This window comes from Desulfobacula sp. (assembly GCF_030145145.1).
In the GTDB taxonomy this organism is placed as follows: Bacteria; Desulfobacterota; Desulfobacteria; order Desulfobacterales; family Desulfobacteraceae; genus Desulfobacula.
This window is the reverse complement of record NZ_JAQYWD010000014.1, coordinates 70,125-85,800: the sequence shown is the minus strand read 5'-3', so window position 1 is coordinate 85,800 and position 15,676 is coordinate 70,125. Positions and strand designations below refer to the sequence as shown.

The window sequence follows — 15,676 nt, the reverse complement described above, 5'->3', positions numbered from 1 at the left end:
CATCCAAGGGCCTGGCAAAAATTTAACTCAACTTTTGGGGTTGGCCATTTAAAGCTGAACACCGAAAGTTGAGAATTTAATATAAAAACACCCGATTTCATTAATCAATATTGGACAAAAAAGCAATTTAAAATTTTACGTCATTTGAATAAAAAGGATGTTGTGTTAAAAAAAATAACGCCTATCATCTTTAGAATTGCTGAAGGAGACCCCATTGAACAAAATAAATTTAATTGATAAATAAAACTGTGGATGATACTAAAAACAATTATGATACGTCTACCCAGTCCATTGATAGAAAGCTTGATGACAAATCCCATCGACTTTACTCACCTGATCGATGAAATTCCTTTGGGTGTTTTAATTCTGGATACGGATCGACGGGTTGTTTTTTTAAACAGGGCCTTTGAAGTCCTTTCCGGGTTTTCCCTTACAATGGCATATGGAATGAAATGCTACAACATTCTCAGGGGAACTGCATGTATTGCCAATTGCCCGGTACTGTCCATGAAAAATGACAACCGGTCTATCTCCTGTAAAAGTGATATGATAAACCTGAACCGGCAGCGTCTGCCGATCCGTATGACCACCGCATCCATATTAGATGATCAGGATCATACCAAAGGCTTTATTGAAACCATAGAGGATATCCGACTGTCACAAAACATTGATTGGGGAAAAAGTGCTGCCTACAGCTTTGCAAATATTGTCGGAAGATGTCCCCAGATGGAAAAAATTTTTCAAACCCTGCCGGTTCTGGCACAAAGTGATGCCTCCATCCTTATCACGGGAGAAACCGGTACCGGCAAAGATCTTGTAGCAGAGGCCATCCATCAGACATCAGGTCGGGAATCCGGACCTTTTATTAAAATCAATTGCGGGGCACTTCCGGAAACCCTTCTGGAGTCTGAAATATTCGGCCATCAAAAAGGGGCTTTCACAGGCGCGGTTGAAAACAAACCGGGCCGATTCAAACTGGCCCATAACGGCACCATATTTCTCACAGAGATTGGTGACCTTCCCCGCCCTCTTCAGGTAAAACTCTTAACGTTTCTTGACGATAAGATTATCTACCCACTGGGCAGTACCAAAGGGTTTAGAGCCAATGTCAGAATCATTGCTGCAACCCACAGAAATTTAGAGCAAATGGTGAAGCAAGGCAGTTTCAGAAAAGATCTTCTTTTCAGGTTGAATGTTGCACGAATTCATTTACCCCCTTTACGGGAGAGGGACGGTGACATACGGCTTCTCATCGACCATTTTTTCAACTATTATAAACAGCAGCTTGATAAAAAAATTAATGGTTTTTCAAAAAATTCCCTGACGATTCTTTTAAATTATAATTATGAAGGGAACATCAGAGAACTTAAAAATATTGTGGAATATGCGGTGAATGTTTCAAACAATTTAATGATTGAACCCCATCATTTGCCTTCTTACCTTTTAGATTTGCCCCCTTCCAATGAATTCAGGCGGGCTCCGATTGAACGCCATGCCATGACACAGAACCCTGACCCGATACCGGAAGGCGCCCTGTTCAGAAACCCTACCCCTCTCAACACACAGGAAAAATGGCCGGCTGTCCAAAGAGAAATGATTATAGACGCCCTGAGAAAGTCAAACGGGAAAAAAAACAAGGCGGCCGAACTTCTAGGATGGGGAAGGAGTACGTTATGGCGGAAAATAAAACTGTTTAAAATTGATTCCTGATGATATTTATCTATACTTAGATGAACCATTATGATACCTAATTTAAACAATAATTGGTGAGTATGCGGCACCCTATGCATCCGGTTTGATGAATTGATTTATGATACACAAAATAACCATTCCACTATATCATGAGGAAGTGGCACCGAGATTTGATCTGGCTACAGAAGTTTTGATTATCTTATTGTCAAAAGGCAACATCATCGAAGAAAAAAAAACCATTGTACTGCCCAGACCATCAGCAGATGACCTGTGTCATCTGCTGCTGGCAGAAACTATAAACACCTTGATATGTGGTGCAATTGAAGAAGAGTATTACCAATTCCTCAAATGGAAAAAAATCGATATATATGATTCCATCGCCGGAAAATGGTCCACGGCATTCAGCCGGTGGGAAAAAAACAAATTGAATCCCGGTGACCTTTTATCCGAACGGACAATAGAAGGAACATATGTTTAAGAGACTTGTCAACACCTTATTCCTTATGGACCGTCCTTCTCAAGATCGTTATGGTGTTTTAAAAAGGAATATCATTCTTATCATGTTGTTGATTACGATCCTTCCCCTTGCAACAATGATTGTGATCAACTTTTTTCAATACCGATCCCATCTTAGAGGCCAAATCATTGCACCACTTTATGCTATGGCGGAAAAAACCAGGCATTCTTTTGAATTATTTATGGATCAACGACTGGCCATCATACGATTTATATCCACAACGTATAGCTTTGAAGAATTAAGCGATAAGCAGAGTATAAAAAAAGTCCTGATTTCCATTAAAAAAGAATGGAGTGGCTTTGTTGATATCGGTCTGATTAACAGCCAGGGTGAACTGGTCAGTTATTCCGGCCCGTATTCTCTGCTGGGCAAAAACTATTCAGAGCAGATTTCTTTCCAGGAGACACAATTAAAAGGACAATATATCAGCAATGTGTTCCTGGGTCATAGAAAATATCCCCACATCGTTATTGCTGTTCAGCATTCAACGGATGATGGACAAACCTGGATATTGAGGGCAACAATTGACACGAATTTTTTTGATAACCTCATCTCCAGCATGGGGCTCCCAAGGCAGACCGATGCTTTCTTGCTCAGCAGGGACGGCATCCTCCAGACACACTCCCTTTATTATGGCAATACCCTTGAAAAATGCCCCCTGCAGCCGCCTATCAGCCATAGATCCAGCAGTTTTGAAGGGACTGACGATAAAGATCGGGCTGTGATCATTGTGGCGTCTCCTTTTTCAATTGCAGGATATACCCTGGTTATTGTTCAACCGCAATCGGTGGCGTTACAATCGTGGTACGCCCTTAAAACAGAAATGATCATCATATTTTTGATGAGTCTGACCATCATCGTTTTTGCGATCCTGCAAATGACCCGTGTTTTGATCAGAAGAATCAAAACATCCGATGAACACAGAGAAAATGTCCTTGCTGAACTTCAACACGCCCAGAAGCTGTCTTCCATTGGAAGACTCTCGGCAGGTGTCGCCCATGAAATAAATAATCCCCTTGCCATTATTAACGAGAAAGCCGGGCTCATGAGTGACCTGATAAAGCTTTCTGACGATTTTAATAAAAAAGAAAAATTTATTGACTTGACCGATGCCATTCTTAATTCTGTAAAAAGATGCAGAAAAATAACCCATAGACTGCTTGGTTTTTCAAAACGAATTGATATAAAAATAGAACCGATCAATATCAATTACATCATCAATGAAGTCCTTGATTTTTTAGAAAAAGATGTGCTTTACAGAAAAATAGATGTCCAGTTGTTGTTATCGGATTCTCTTGTGCTAATCCACTCAGACCACGGGCTGATCGAGCAAACCCTGGTCAATCTTTTAACCAATGCCTTTGCTGCAGTTGAAGAATTTGGAGAGGTGCAAATTCAGACACAAAACTTAAATGACGGTGGCGTAAATCTAAAAATTAGTGATAACGGATGCGGAATTCCTCAAGATGTTATTAAAAACATCTTTGATCCGTTTTTCACCACAAAAAAAGAAAAGGGAACCGGCCTTGGCCTTTCTATAACCTATGGAATTATTAAAAAACTTGGTGGACAGATCAGCGTAACCAGTAAAATCGGTGAAGGAACCGTTTTTACCATAGACTTGCCTGAAAAACCAAATGAACTGGAGATGATGAATGAATAGTCAACGTATCAATATCCTCCTCATTGATGATGAAATCGAATTTATTTCAACACTTGCCGAAAGACTTGAACTAAGGGGGTATGCATCGACAATCGCTTCAGACGGAGAGTCCGGCATCAGCCTGGTCGCAAAAAAATCCTTTGATGTGGCAATCCTTGATTTAATGATGCCCGGACTAAATGGTCTTGATACCCTCCGACAGATAAAAACCATCGATACCTCCCTGCCGGTTATCCTGCTTACCGGTCATGGCTCAACCAAAGATGGTATGGAAGGAATGCGGATGGGTGCCTTTGATTTCCTCATGAAACCGCTGGATATCAATGAACTCCTTGAAAAAATAAAATTAGCAATAAAAGAACCTGCTAAAGAGTGATGCAGATGAAAAATTCAAATGACAAAGCGGGATTTTTGGGCGGTGTAACCGCTTCTGTGACCCATGAACTTCAAAATGTCCTTGCCATTATTAAAGAAACGTCAGGGCTTATGGAAGACTTTCTTCTCATGAACCAGGCCGGTGGCATGCCAGATCTTGATGAGAGGCTTGGCAAATGTCTTGAAACGATAAAAAAGCAGTCTTATCGGGGGGTTACACTGACATCACGCCTCAATGGGTTCGCCCACACGTCTGACAGCCCCCAGAGCACCATTAATATTTTTGAAACCCTTCAAAAAATGATCTCCATTACCGACCGACTGTTCAAGCAAAAGGGGATTGATGTATCGATTATCCCGTGTGATACCCCCTATTCAATCATAACGGATGCCATCCTTTTCCAAATGATCGCGTTCTCTTGTATTGAATGTCTCATTGACGCTTTTCAAGCAAATACAGCTATTATACTGGCGATTCAGTCATCAGAGAGTCAGGCCGCTATCCAGCTTTTGTGCAACAACAGAGATCTCAACCATATGGATTATCGACAAAAAATCATCCAAACCCATCATTGGGAAAAAATAAATGCCCTATGTGAACAACTTGGACTGAAAGCAGACATATCAACAGACATCCCTGCCCTTCTCATTTTTTTCAAATAAATATATTCTATCCCTTTCATTATGTTCCATTGTGTTTCATTATGTTTCAATGTGAATGTTCCAATTTGATTCATATTGATTCTTATTTTTCCAATTCACTTATAACAATTTGTATTTAAAGCATTTTAAATACTGGCACAAGTATTGCTTTATCTTAAAATAGAAGCAGAAACAACCCTATAAACGATAAGGAGGCAAACGTGTCTATCTTAGCCATAACCAGTGGTTTGTATTCAAATGCCGGAAAGACGGTCACTATGCTGTCTGAGAAATTAAACAGCAAACTTCTAACAGATTCCGATATTCTTGAAAAAACCCACCAGATCCATAACATTAAACCCCAAACACTTCAAAAAGTCATTGAAAGCAGACCGATTGCGTTCAATGACTTTACCCATGAAAAAGAAAAATGTATCGCGTTAATCAAAAGAACAATGTCTGACTACGTCCTTAATGATGATTGCCTCTTTCACGGAATCCTGAGCCACCTTATTCCAAGAGGCATCACTCATGTCATGCGGGTTCTCATTATTACCGATAAAAAAACCCGAATTAACCACGGCGTAAAACACCATGGTCTGACTGAAAAAGAGGCCATACGGGACATTGAACAGGCAGATAAATATGCTGCACTCTGGAGCAATTCCATTTTTGGTAAAAAGGCCTGGGATGAGTCCCTTTTTGACATTGTCATTCCAACTGACAAGCTGGATCCGGAAGACTCGGTAAACCTGATCTTAAAACAGCTAGAAAAACTTTTGTCCAACAAAGAAAATCTGATCAAAAAAGAAATTTTTGATTTCAAGCTGACTGCGGATGTTGATGTTGCATTAAGTGAAATCGGGCAAGGGTTATTGGCCAAAGTTGACGATGGTAACGTTGTTGTCACCATCGATAAAAAAGTCATGATGCTGACAAAATTCCAACAAAACATCATAAAAGCCGTAGAAGAATTGCCCGGTGTCAAATCCGTTGAAACGAAAATCGGCCACAACTATTATAAAGGGAATATCATCCATAACTATGAATTTGAGACACCCTTAAGAGTTCTGCTGGTAGATGATGAAAAAGAGTTTGTTCAAACATTGTCCGAGCGCTTGAAAATGAGGCAATTTTCAAGTGAAATCGCATACAATGGGCAGGAAGCCCTTGACTTCACGGACCAGGAAGATACTGAAGTCATGATTCTTGATTTGAAAATGCCGGGGATTGACGGATTTGAAGTTTTAAAAAAAATCAAACAGACAAAACCGAATATCGAGGTGATTATTTTAACCGGCCACGGAACAGAAAAAGACAAAAAAACCTGTATGGATTTGGGTGCTTTCGCTTATTTACAGAAACCTGCTGATATTGATTTAATTACCGATACCATGAAACAGGCTTATGAAAAAATAGCCGCCAGAAAGGCCCATTAATGCCTATCTATACAGTTAACCATTTTTCTCAAGATAGAACAGGAGAGTAAATTAAAATGAAAACCAAAATATTGCTAGCGGATGACGAAAAAGAATTCATTGAAATGTTAGCCCAGCGACTTGAATTGAGAGATCTTGCCGTCACCACCGTATATTCAGGAAAAGATGCCATTGAGTTGGCTGAAAAAATAGACTTTGATGTCATTATCCTTGATGTTCTCATGCCGGAAATCACAGGAATTGATGCCTTACAGCAAATCAAAAAGTCTAAACCGTTCACGCCAATCATCATGCTGACCGGTGAGGCAAGCATAGAGAATGCTATCCAGGGCATGAAACTAGGGGCATTGGACTTTCTTATAAAACCTGCAGACACTGAACTTCTTATTAAAAAAATATCCCAGGCCCGAAAATTAAAACATGAGCATGAAGAGCGTATCCGGCAGGCAGAAATCGAAAATATCTTAAGAACCAGAGGCTGGTAATTTCAGGAGATTAGTTAACATGACAGCACAAACGGAAAGTTTAAATTATAAATTTGATTGGAAGCGGATCCTTTTTTTATTGATTGGTCTGACGCTTTTTTTTGTTGTTAATTTTGCCCCACCCTGGCCCGATGCCATCGATCCCACCGGCAAGCACTTTGTCCTGAGCAAAGAAGCCAAGGGCGCTCTGGCAGTATTCCTTCTGGGCGGTACCTGGTGGGTGTTTGAAGTGGTGCCCATCGGTATCACCAGTCTTACCATCGGCGTTTTACAGGTTCTGTTCATGATCCGCCCGGCAAATTCAGCATTTAAGGACTTTATGACACCCTCAGTACTGTTTATTTTTGCCTCCTTGGTCATTGGTATGGTTTTTACCAAAACCGGTTTAACAAAGCGCCTGGCCTATAAAATGCTGGCAATTGTGGGGGAACGGACCAGTATGATTTACCTGGGGTGTTTTGTTGTAACGGCGGCCCTGACCCATATCATGGCCCATACAGCTGTTGCGGCAACCATGTATCCGCTTTTGATGACCATCTACAGCATGTATACCGATGACGACACGCCCACCAAATTCGGGAAAGGCCTGTTCATGGGAATGGCATTCGTTGCCGGTGCCGGCAGTATCGTCACCCTGCTGGGTGCGGCAAGGGGGGCGGTTGCCCTGGGGTTTTTCAAGGATATTATTGGCAGAGACGTTTCCTTTTTTGAACTTACCTTTTATATGTTTCCCGTTGGTTGGGTCATGACCCTTCTTTTATGGGGATTTTTCATGATTTTTTTCAAACCGGAAAGCGCCACCATCCCCGGGCTGAGAGAAAAAGCAAAAAAACTGAGTATTGCCATGGGCAGCATTACAAAAAATGAAATCCTGGCAGCCACCATCATTTTTCTCTGTATTTTTGTCATGTCTGTAAAACAATTTGTTCCCATATTAAAACCGGTGGATAAAACCGCCATCATACTGATTTCAACGGTCCTCTTTTTTATCTTTCAAATTCTGGATATCCAGGATCTTGAAGCCATTCCATGGAACATTATCCTGCTGTTCGGCGGTGCCATGAGTATTGGGTTCTGTCTCTGGGAAACCGGTGCTGCTGAATGGCTGGCCATCAACTGGCTGAGCATGTTCAAAGAATCCCACTGGTTTGTTTTTGTCATGAGCATTGCTTTTTTTGTCATGATTATGACCAACTTTATCATGAATGTGGCCGCCATTGCCATTTCCCTGCCCGTTGCCCTGGTGATTGCACCCTATCTTGGGGTGGCACCGGAAGTCATCCTTTTTTCCGCCCTGGTGACCGCAGGCATGCCGTTTCTGCTGCTTGTGGGAGCCGCGCCCAATGCCATTGCCTATGATTCAAAGCAATTCACCACAGGCGAATTCTTCCTTTTCGGAATCCCTGCCAGTATCATTCTGATGGTTGTTGTGGGGCTTGCCGTATATGTGATCTGGCCCATCATGGGAATGCCCATACTGGTAAACTAGTGACACGATTAAGGATTTAAGATGATGAAAGAAAGAAAAATTAAAGAACTAATGATTCCCTTATCCGATTACGCAACCGTTTCAGAAGAAGATACCCTTGTCACGGCAATCAAAACACTGAAACAGGCCCAGAACAAAACAAAACAAAACTACAAACACAGGGCAGTGTTAGCGTATGACAAAGACGGTAACATCACCGGAAAATTGAGTATCCGTTGTGTGTTAAAAGCGCTTGAGCCCAAATACCGGCAGTTTGAACATACGGAAAGCAATGAAAGCATTGGACTGTCCCGGTTCGGTTTCAACAATAATTTTTTAAGTTCGCTTCTTGACAACTTCAGCCTCTGGGATGAAACCTTGGAAGAGCTTGTTAAAAAGGCCTCAAAACTAAAGGTAAAAAACATCATGTACACCCCCTCCAATGGGGAATATGTTGATGAAAATGCACCCATTGCCGAGGCCGTGCATCAATTCATCCTTGGTTGCCACCAGTCGCTTCTGGTACTGAAAAAAAATAAGGTTATCGGTATTATAAAGCTGGCAGATATTTTTGATTTAGTCTGCGATATTCTAAATGAATAGGATGTAAAAGGGACTGCCTGTATGGTGTATTTTCCGTCATACAGGCAGTGCTTATTTGAGGGTTTAAGGTTTCAATGGCAGGGCATTTTAGCCCTTTTGGAGCCGCCGTCTGAGCCACAGGCTCGACCTGCCCGGCTAATCTGATATTTCAGTTTTAAGTTTAATATTGTACTTGTCGATTTTGGCATGAAGCGTCGGTCTTGACACGCTTAGCAGTTTCGCAGCCTGGGAACGGTTTCCATTAGTTATTTTCAGGGCTTCTGCCACGACAATACTTGACAGGGTATCAATAAAATCATCAAAACTATATTTTTCAGCTTTGTTGGATAATATATGCCGGACCCATTCCTGAATATTATTTAATTCAATTTCTTCAGTGACATTCGTTTTTTCTTTTTTATTGATGACCTGTTCCAGGTCTGCTATGGAAATTGGAGCGCCCCTGTTAAAGATCAGTACTTTTTGTATCAGGTTTGACAGCTCCCTTATGTTTCCCGGCCAGTTATACCGCTGGAGTCGTTTTAACGCCTCTTTTTGGATACTAGGATTATCCACTTTTAATTCAGCGGAAAATTTAGCCATATAATATAAGATCAAACTATGGATATCATCTCGCCGGTCTCTTAATGGGGGGAGATCAATGGTCACCACTTTTAACCGGAAATATAAATCTTCCCGGAATTTTCCTTCCTTAATCGCCTGTTCCAGGTTGTTATTTGTGGCGGCAATGATTCGAACATCAACAGGAATCGTTTCTTCGCCCCCCAGACGTTCAATACTTTTTTCCTGCAATAACCTTAAAATCTTGGCCTGGATGTTTAACGGCATATCCCCGATTTCGTCCAGAAACACGGTCCCGCCGTTTGCCTGTTCAATTTTTCCAATATGCCGCTGGGAAGCCCCGGTGAATGCCCCTTTTTCATAACCAAACAATTCACTTTCAAGAAGATTTTCAGGTATGGCCACACAATTGATAATCAAAAAGGCCTTATCCGAACGAATACCATGCTGATAGACCGCCCTTGCCACCAATTCTTTCCCGGTCCCTGATTCCCCCAGAATTAATACGGTGGCATCGGTTTGAGAAACCCGACCAATGGATTTATACACATTTTGCATGCGTTTACTCTGACCGATAATGGCATCTCCAGAGGGCTTATCAGGAACGGTATCTATTTCAACCGGAGATCGCATAAAATATCCTGCCTCTATGGCCAGTTTGATCAGAGTCAGCATCTCCACCACATCAAACGGCTTGAGCACATAATCATAGGCGCCCAGTTTAGTCGCTTCTATGGCAATCTGGGTCGTTCCATAGGCCGTTACAATAATCACCGGCAGTTTTGAATCAATGGCCTTGATTTGTTTGAATGTTTCCATCCCGTTTATTCCGGGCAATCGCAAGTCTAGAATAACCAGGTCTAAAGCATTCTCTTTAACAATTTCAAGACCGGCCTCACCGGAAGCAGCGCTGATAACCGCATACGTTTCTTCCTTTAACAGCTTGCAGAAACTTTTTCTCAACTGATCGTCATCATCAATGACTAAAATGGTATCCATATTAGATGTCCTTTATGGGAAGTGTGATAATAAAGGATGCGCCCTGGCCTTGTTCACTTGCCACATCCAACCACCCCCCATGTTCATTTATGATATTAAACGCAATACTCATCCCTAGGCCGGTACCTTCTTCTTTGGTTGTAAAAAAAGGATTAAATACCTGTTCTTTGATCCCTTGAGGAATTCCCGGACCATCGTCTATGATTCTGATCACGGCGACTCTCTTTAACGGCTCCACATAATTTTCTTCTTCCTGAATGATGATCAAGCCACGCTTATCCATTGCTTCACAGGCATTGATAATGATGTTCACCATCACCTCCTTGAGCTGCTCCGGATCCAGGAACGTCTCTGCAAGCGGGTGATGACGGATCAACCGGGTGGTCACATGATAGGATTTCAGTCGCTGCTCCAGAAGCCGCAGCGCACTGTCCACAACCATGGAAGGACTCATTTTTTTCATCTTCAGCTTAGGCGGACGGGCAAATTCCAGAAAATTTTCAACAATTTTATTAATCTGCATTATCTCGTCGGAAATAACATTAAAATCTTCTCGTTGATAACTGGTAAAATGACATGACCGGTTTAATGAGAACAATCTCATTTTTACAGAGGTCAATGGGTTGCGGATGCTGTGCGCTGTTCCGGCAGCCAGTTTCCCGAGCAACGCCATTTTTTCAGACTGCATCAAGGTTTCCTGACTGCGCTTCAGTTGCTGATGGGTCTGGGCGGTGTCTTCAATCAGGCCATGCACGCTGTTTTTTAATGCCGCAACTTCATCTACAGGGGACGTTGAAGTGCCCATTATATCTGCTTCTTTCACCAATTTCCGAATCGGTTCCAATATCAGACGGGCAAAAATATAATTGATCATCAAACACAAGACCACCACAATAATAATTCCCAGGAGAGCGATATACCTGAGCCGATTGGATTCCCTCCGACTTGTCTCGATGGCATCTGATATTTTTTGTTTGTGAAAGGACTTAAACTCTTCACACAACTCTATAATTTTAAAAAAATGCAGTCGCACGTCCTTATGAAGAATAGATCCTTTGCCATCATGACCGGATTTATACAAGTCAAGGACTTTCCGTTTAATGGTAACATAATAGGTATATTCAGATTCAATCTGGGCAACGGCATCTTTTTCCCATTGTTCTTCCACCAAGGTTTTAACCGTTGTCAATTGCTTCTTGAACAGCTGCTTGTATTTACTCAGCTCGTCAAGCCAGGCCGGGTCGCTGTCCAGAATGTAATAGGACACAAATCCTTTCTGGTTGACAAGGGATGTACCAAGGGCTTCAGCAGATTGATAAATAACGATATTTTTATCAATAATATCCTTGAAAATTTTTTCAATCTTATAAGTGTACCAGACCATGAGAACCGCTCCAACCATGGTAATACACAAAAGAATAGCATTCACCAGATACACCCTGTTTTTAAGACTCAATTGGACTGTAAATTTTTTCATCATCCCGAACATCTGCCTTTTTAACCTGGGGGTTATATATCTCCACTTCTTCTGATCAGGAGCCTGACCTCTGCCTGCCGGATTCGTTCTTCCTGTTCATCTTTTCGTTTCCTGGCATTTTCCAGTTTGATTTTAATCTCTTCAAAATCAGCCGGCTTCATCAAATAATCAAAAGCGCCCAGTTTCATCCCCTCAACTGCTGTTTCCGTTGATCCGTGGCCGGTCAGCAAAATGACTTCAACAATGGGATAACGCTTTTTTATCTGTCTTAAGGTATCAATCCCATCCATACCCGGCATCCTGATGTCCAGGATAACCACATCAATGGGCTCATGCTCCAACACTTCCAAAGCCTCTCTACCACTGTGGGCGGTGGAAACTTTTTCACCCTGCTTCTCCAGCCGGAGGGAAAACATTTCAACAAAATCTTTTTCATCATCAACGATCAGAACTTTCGCAGGTATTTTTATCATCATTGTTCTCTCCTTAAATCATTCATTATTGTATAATTGATATCGGTTCATCACTTGTTTTCACCTACCGTTCTTTGGTAATTTGATCATAAAAGCACTGCCCTCACCCAATGTGCTTTCAACCTTTATTTGCCCGTTAAGACCGGACAGGATTTTATGGACCACAAACAATCCCAAACCCGTTCCTTCATCAAACGTTTTGGTGGTAAAAAACGGATCAAATATCCTGCCTAAATTTTCTTTGGCGATCCCAATTCCGTTATCCTTAATTTCAAGGGTGACCGCATCATCGGTTTCACAGGTGGTCAATGTAATCGCACCATTTTTTTTCACCGCATGAACCGCATTGTTCAAAAGGTTCATCAAAACCTGTCGTATCTGATATGGATCACTCCAGAGTTTATTTTTTGCTTTATCAATTTTCCAGTCGATGGTGATCTGTTTATCTTCCAGTTCTTTTTTTAGCAATCCCAGGGTTTCAGACAGCAATGCCGCCAGATGAACTTCTGAAAACTGCGTGTCCTGTTTTTTTACATGCCCCAGAAGCTGATGGGTTATCCTGCGGGCTCGCTTAACACTTTTCTCTATTTTTCCTATCCCCATCAGCAATGCCTCTTTCTGGGCGAACCCCGACATTTCCGGTGAATTGATCACCTGTTGCATAAACCCGGCAGACTCATTGATGATGGCCAAAGGGTTGTTAATTTCATGGGCAATGCCGGTGGACAAGGTACCAAGAGATACCAGCCGTTCCGTATCCACCATTTTTTTTTCCAGCCGGGCACGGTATACCAGTTCTTTTTGTTTTTCTTCTTCCAGTCGGGTCATTTCAAATGCCTGATTAATCTTATTTACCAGGTGATCAATTTCCACGGGTTTTGTCAGGTAATCAAATGCACCGAATTTTATGCCTTGAATGCCGTCAGAAACCGCAACATTGCCTGTTAAAAGAATAACCTGAACCTTTTGATACGATTGTTTAATGGCTTTTAGTGTATCCATGCCGCTCATTCCAGGCATTTTTACATCCAGAACAACAACATCCACAGGGTTGCGGGCCATAACATCCAGGCACGATTCTCCACTGACCGCCTGCATCGGCACAAACCCCCTTTTTCCAAGCCGCTTGGCAATGGTTGTCCTGAAACCGTCTTCATCGTCCACCAGAAGCAGATTGGCCTTATGGTCATTTCGGTTGTTCATCCCTTATTCTCATCACCCTTTTTACAAATCTGTCGACTAAATTAACCCCAGGATTTTCCACCACACGCTGGCAACAACAATTAATACTATCAGCAAAATCGGCGTGGCAACAAGTCCGACCTTTGTCAGGTCAGATGATTTAAAATACCGGTAACTGTATGCAATGGCATTGGGGGGACAGCCAATGACAAGGAGCATGGCAAAAGAGGTGGCCGTTCCCAGACAGAGGGCCAGGATCGTCGGATCAACGCCTTCAAGCTGTGCCATGGGGATGACAATGGGAAGGATCAGGGCTGCCGCAGCAACATTTGCCATGGCGTTTGTTACCAGGGCACCGAAAACTCCCACACCAATGAAAAGAACCAGCCAGCCTTTTCCCTGGATCAAAGGAAAGAACAAATTGGCAAAATAATCTGCTGCCCCGGAATATCCCATGGCCAGCCCCAGTGAAATTCCGCCGCCGAAAATAAACAATGCCGTGCCCCATTCCAGGTTATCATTAATATCCCGCCATTTTAACACTTTAAACAATACCAGACAAGTCACCCCCAGCATACCGGTGACAGAGTAATCAATGCCGTGGAGCCCCTTGGTCAGCCAGAGCACAAATGAAAGGCCAATAATGGTCAGGGCTTTTTTCTCAATTAGTGTCATGGGCCCTAAATCTTCATCAAAATCCGGTAACTTGAATTTTGGGTCCGGTCTGAAAACCAGGTACACAATGAATACTGCAATGGGGACCGTAAGGAATGCTGCCGGCATGCAATACAGCATCCAGTCAAAAAACGTGATCTCAATCCCTGTAAACTCCTTTAAAAATGCAGCGGAAACCATACATCGCCCTCCCCCGACAAGGGTTCCCATGCCACCGCAGGAGCAGGCAAAAGGCAATGACAGCATCATAAACTTGGCTGTATTGGTATGGGGCTCTATACCCACGGCCCGCATCAGAGGCAGCATGGTCACAATCCCGATGGCACAGGCTGCCGCATCGTGCATGAACGATGAAGCAAGCCCCAGCCCGATGGCAATAATAAAGGTAAACCGGGTAATACTGTTACCGGCTTTTTTGATGATAAAATATCCCAGCCGTTTTGTTAAGCCTGCTTTGTCAAGGGAAATGGCAAAAATCAGGCAGCACATGATAAAAATAACCACTGGGTGCATATAAGGAGCCCAGGCAGATTTTACATCTGTGATCTGCATGATAACCAGAAAAACACCGATGCAGACGGCTGTTATTTCCAGGGGGATGGGCTCAACGACAAACAAGATAACCAGAACAGAAAGAATGGCTAAAAATCGTTTTGCCTTTGGCGAAAGCCCGTCAACATAATCCACCGTAATCGTATCCAGATTCATATCCCTGGCTTTTTGAACTAAAAATTTCGCGCTGGCTTCCAGTGATCCGGGTGTGGTTGCCTTTAAAATATATGATGCCGTATCCGCCTTCCCACCAGGCATAATCAAAAAATGTTCTGCCACATTCTGCAGGAGGATTTGATCGGTATCCCCTGTAATTTTAAATTGTGTTCCTTCCGGCCTTGGCAAAAGGAAAACAATAACGCCTATCAATATAGCAACACAGAGTTTAAATCCATTTGTTTTGTAAAACATATCTTCTCCTTAACAGCTCAACTCGATATTAGTATTTTTATTTAGTCAGAATGGGGGTACAATTTTTGTTGATGCTTGTGGGCTTCATGGATTTTATCCATTAACTCCACAAGCTCGCAGGGTTTGGTCAGGTAGTCAAATGCGCCAAATGTGATGCCTTCTTTTGCCGCCGTCTGTGAGCCATGGCCCGTCAATATGATCACAGGAAGTTCGGGAACCATTCTTTTGATCACCTTTAAAACTTCGATCCCATCCATATCTTCCATTTTTAAATCCAGGACCACGACATGAAAATCTTTTTTCCGAAGTATCTGTATGGCCTGGGTACCGCTAAACGCCTTTGTTGCAGTGATGGATCGCCTGGACAGCCTGTTTGACAAAACATTCAAATACCCTTTTTCATCATCAACCAACAGAACGTTTATGGTGTCCCCGGTCTGGTTGTCAGTGCTCATGATGTGC

The 15,676-nt window shown here is 42.4% G+C and carries 15 protein-coding genes; 9 read left to right on the top strand and 6 right to left on the bottom strand.

What is annotated here, in order from left to right:
* Window positions 1–306: 306 nt before the first annotated feature.
* From Q1Q15_RS09790 to Q1Q15_RS09750, 9 genes are all read left to right on the top strand, one after another.
* Window positions 307–1,710 (top strand): sigma 54-interacting transcriptional regulator, encoded by a 1,404-nt coding sequence (locus Q1Q15_RS09790; RefSeq protein WP_300459019.1) that lies wholly within the window; start codon window positions 307–309, stop codon window positions 1,708–1,710.
* Between the two features lie 100 nt (window positions 1,711–1,810).
* The gene (locus Q1Q15_RS09785; RefSeq protein WP_300459018.1) at window positions 1,811–2,170 is read left to right on the top strand and encodes a hypothetical protein; all 360 of its coding nucleotides are present in this window, start codon (window positions 1,811–1,813) and stop codon (window positions 2,168–2,170) included.
* A complete protein-coding gene (locus Q1Q15_RS09780) occupies window positions 2,163–3,872 on the top strand; it encodes a PAS domain-containing sensor histidine kinase (RefSeq protein WP_300459017.1) in 1,710 nt (569 codons plus the stop codon). The genes Q1Q15_RS09785 and Q1Q15_RS09780 overlap by 8 nt, the downstream gene beginning before the upstream one ends.
* Entirely contained in the window at window positions 3,865–4,248 is a 384-nt protein-coding gene (locus tag Q1Q15_RS09775) for a response regulator (RefSeq protein WP_300459016.1), read from the top strand. The genes Q1Q15_RS09780 and Q1Q15_RS09775 overlap by 8 nt, the downstream gene beginning before the upstream one ends.
* A gap of 5 nt (window positions 4,249–4,253) precedes the next feature.
* A complete protein-coding gene (locus tag Q1Q15_RS09770; RefSeq protein ID WP_300459015.1) occupies window positions 4,254–4,910 on the top strand; it encodes a hypothetical protein in 657 nt (218 codons plus the stop codon).
* A 200-nt stretch (window positions 4,911–5,110) separates the two neighbouring features.
* Entirely contained in the window at window positions 5,111–6,328 is a 1,218-nt protein-coding gene (locus Q1Q15_RS09765) for a response regulator (protein ID WP_300459014.1), read from the top strand.
* Window positions 6,329–6,384: 56 nt separating this feature from the next.
* Window positions 6,385–6,813 carry a response regulator gene (locus Q1Q15_RS09760; protein WP_300459013.1) on the top strand — a complete coding sequence of 143 codons (429 nt, stop codon included), beginning with the start codon at window positions 6,385–6,387 and terminating at the stop codon, window positions 6,811–6,813.
* A 19-nt stretch (window positions 6,814–6,832) separates the two neighbouring features.
* The gene (locus Q1Q15_RS09755; protein WP_300459012.1) at window positions 6,833–8,302 is read left to right on the top strand and encodes an SLC13 family permease; all 1,470 of its coding nucleotides are present in this window, start codon (window positions 6,833–6,835) and stop codon (window positions 8,300–8,302) included.
* A 21-nt stretch (window positions 8,303–8,323) separates the two neighbouring features.
* Window positions 8,324–8,884 (top strand): CBS domain-containing protein, encoded by a 561-nt coding sequence (locus Q1Q15_RS09750; RefSeq protein WP_300459011.1) that lies wholly within the window; start codon window positions 8,324–8,326, stop codon window positions 8,882–8,884.
* A gap of 135 nt (window positions 8,885–9,019) precedes the next feature.
* Here the strand turns inward: Q1Q15_RS09750 and Q1Q15_RS09745 are convergent, their stop codons facing one another.
* Genes Q1Q15_RS09745 through Q1Q15_RS09720 form a run of 6 tightly spaced genes read right to left on the bottom strand, consistent with a single transcriptional unit; the run spans window position 9,020 to window position 15,669 of the window.
* Complete coding sequence (locus Q1Q15_RS09745) at window positions 9,020–10,444, bottom strand: sigma-54 dependent transcriptional regulator (protein WP_300459010.1); 1,425 nt, start codon at window positions 10,442–10,444, stop codon at window positions 9,020–9,022.
* Between the two features lies 1 nt (window position 10,445).
* Window positions 10,446–11,924, bottom strand: a complete 1,479-nt coding sequence (locus tag Q1Q15_RS09740; protein ID WP_300459009.1) for an ATP-binding protein — start codon at window positions 11,922–11,924, stop codon at window positions 10,446–10,448.
* Between the two features lie 29 nt (window positions 11,925–11,953).
* On the bottom strand, window positions 11,954–12,394 hold the full coding sequence (locus Q1Q15_RS09735; RefSeq protein WP_300459088.1) for a response regulator: 441 nt from the start codon (window positions 12,392–12,394) through the stop codon (window positions 11,954–11,956).
* 60 nt (window positions 12,395–12,454) lie between these two features.
* Window positions 12,455–13,597 (bottom strand): response regulator, encoded by a 1,143-nt coding sequence (locus Q1Q15_RS09730; RefSeq protein WP_300459008.1) that lies wholly within the window; start codon window positions 13,595–13,597, stop codon window positions 12,455–12,457.
* 36 nt (window positions 13,598–13,633) lie between these two features.
* Entirely contained in the window at window positions 13,634–15,214 is a 1,581-nt protein-coding gene (locus tag Q1Q15_RS09725) for a DASS family sodium-coupled anion symporter (RefSeq protein WP_300459007.1), read from the bottom strand.
* 41 nt (window positions 15,215–15,255) lie between these two features.
* Entirely contained in the window at window positions 15,256–15,669 is a 414-nt protein-coding gene (locus Q1Q15_RS09720) for a response regulator (RefSeq protein ID WP_300459006.1), read from the bottom strand.
* Window positions 15,670–15,676 lie beyond the last annotated feature (7 nt).

Bases quoted from the DNA above. Each gene is read 5' to 3' on its own strand.
- Q1Q15_RS09730 (WP_300459008.1), bottom strand. From the start codon at position 13,597: ATGAACAACCGAAATGACCATAAGGCCAATCTGCTTCTGGTGGACGAT.
- Q1Q15_RS09785 (WP_300459018.1), top strand. From the start codon at position 1,811: ATGATACACAAAATAACCATTCCACTATATCATGAGGAAGTGGCACCG.
- Q1Q15_RS09760 (WP_300459013.1), top strand. From the start codon at position 6,385: ATGAAAACCAAAATATTGCTAGCGGATGACGAAAAAGAATTCATTGAA.
- Q1Q15_RS09740 (WP_300459009.1), bottom strand. From the start codon at position 11,924: ATGATGAAAAAATTTACAGTCCAATTGAGTCTTAAAAACAGGGTGTAT.
- Q1Q15_RS09770 (WP_300459015.1), top strand. From the start codon at position 4,254: ATGAAAAATTCAAATGACAAAGCGGGATTTTTGGGCGGTGTAACCGCT.
- Q1Q15_RS09755 (WP_300459012.1), top strand. From the start codon at position 6,833: ATGACAGCACAAACGGAAAGTTTAAATTATAAATTTGATTGGAAGCGG.
- Q1Q15_RS09750 (WP_300459011.1), top strand. From the start codon at position 8,324: ATGATGAAAGAAAGAAAAATTAAAGAACTAATGATTCCCTTATCCGAT.
- Q1Q15_RS09775 (WP_300459016.1), top strand. From the start codon at position 3,865: ATGAATAGTCAACGTATCAATATCCTCCTCATTGATGATGAAATCGAA.
- Q1Q15_RS09780 (WP_300459017.1), top strand. From the start codon at position 2,163: ATGTTTAAGAGACTTGTCAACACCTTATTCCTTATGGACCGTCCTTCT.
- Q1Q15_RS09720 (WP_300459006.1), bottom strand. From the start codon at position 15,669: ATGAGCACTGACAACCAGACCGGGGACACCATAAACGTTCTGTTGGTT.
- Q1Q15_RS09790 (WP_300459019.1), top strand. From the start codon at position 307: ATGACAAATCCCATCGACTTTACTCACCTGATCGATGAAATTCCTTTG.
- Q1Q15_RS09745 (WP_300459010.1), bottom strand. From the start codon at position 10,444: ATGGATACCATTTTAGTCATTGATGATGACGATCAGTTGAGAAAAAGT.
- Q1Q15_RS09735 (WP_300459088.1), bottom strand. From the start codon at position 12,394: ATGATAAAAATACCTGCGAAAGTTCTGATCGTTGATGATGAAAAAGAT.
- Q1Q15_RS09725 (WP_300459007.1), bottom strand. From the start codon at position 15,214: ATGTTTTACAAAACAAATGGATTTAAACTCTGTGTTGCTATATTGATA.